General features: G+C 45.3%; 1 protein-coding gene. It reads right to left on the bottom strand.

Annotation, left to right across the window (positions count from 1 at the left end):
• Positions 1-520, bottom strand: a 520-nt coding sequence (locus CLFS41_RS25520) for a hypothetical protein (protein WP_347468973.1), incomplete at its 3' end; no start/stop codon positions are given.
• Positions 521-576: the final 56 nt, after the last annotated feature.

The raw sequence follows: 576 nt of genomic DNA, 5'->3' as shown, positions 1-576 counted from the left end.
CACCCTTACACATTATCCTGTCCCGTACATCCCCGATACCATATAGTGGGGCTGTTAGCTGGATAGTTGCGGTCTGATATCCGGCGAATGGTTCCCATGTAGCTTCTGCATCAAAACTTAATAAGACATCCGTAAATACGGTTGTGTTTGCTATGTCTAATGCTGTATTGCGATTATTCGTAATTAGTTCAATTTTAAAACCTTGCGCATCTTCCGGTATGATGATAGCCGCCTTTTTGTTGGTCGCAACATAATATTCCATGCTTCCATCTGATAGTGTCAATCTTCCTTGGACGACAACCGGACAATCCACATTGGTCTTGCTCTCAACATTGCCCGATAATGTAACTGTTTTACCTCTTATACTTTCGATTGGGACAGCAGCCGTACATGCTGCATATGGATTTATGCCAGTTACAGATATCTTACGTCCACCATCGCTTAATGACCAGGTGCCTCCTGCCATTGATTTTAACAGACTTGCATCAAACAACTGCTCTCCTGTCACCGTCACATCCATCGGCTGCGGATACTCCTCTGATGGGCTGGGTTTGCCGCCAGTGTAGGGTTCCCATG

This window comes from Clostridium sp. FS41 (genome assembly GCF_000954015.1).
In the GTDB taxonomy this organism is placed as follows: Bacteria; Bacillota; Clostridia; order Lachnospirales; family Lachnospiraceae; genus Enterocloster; species Enterocloster citroniae.
The sequence above is the reverse complement of the archived record's forward strand: the minus strand, read 5'-3'. Positions and strand labels throughout refer to the sequence as shown.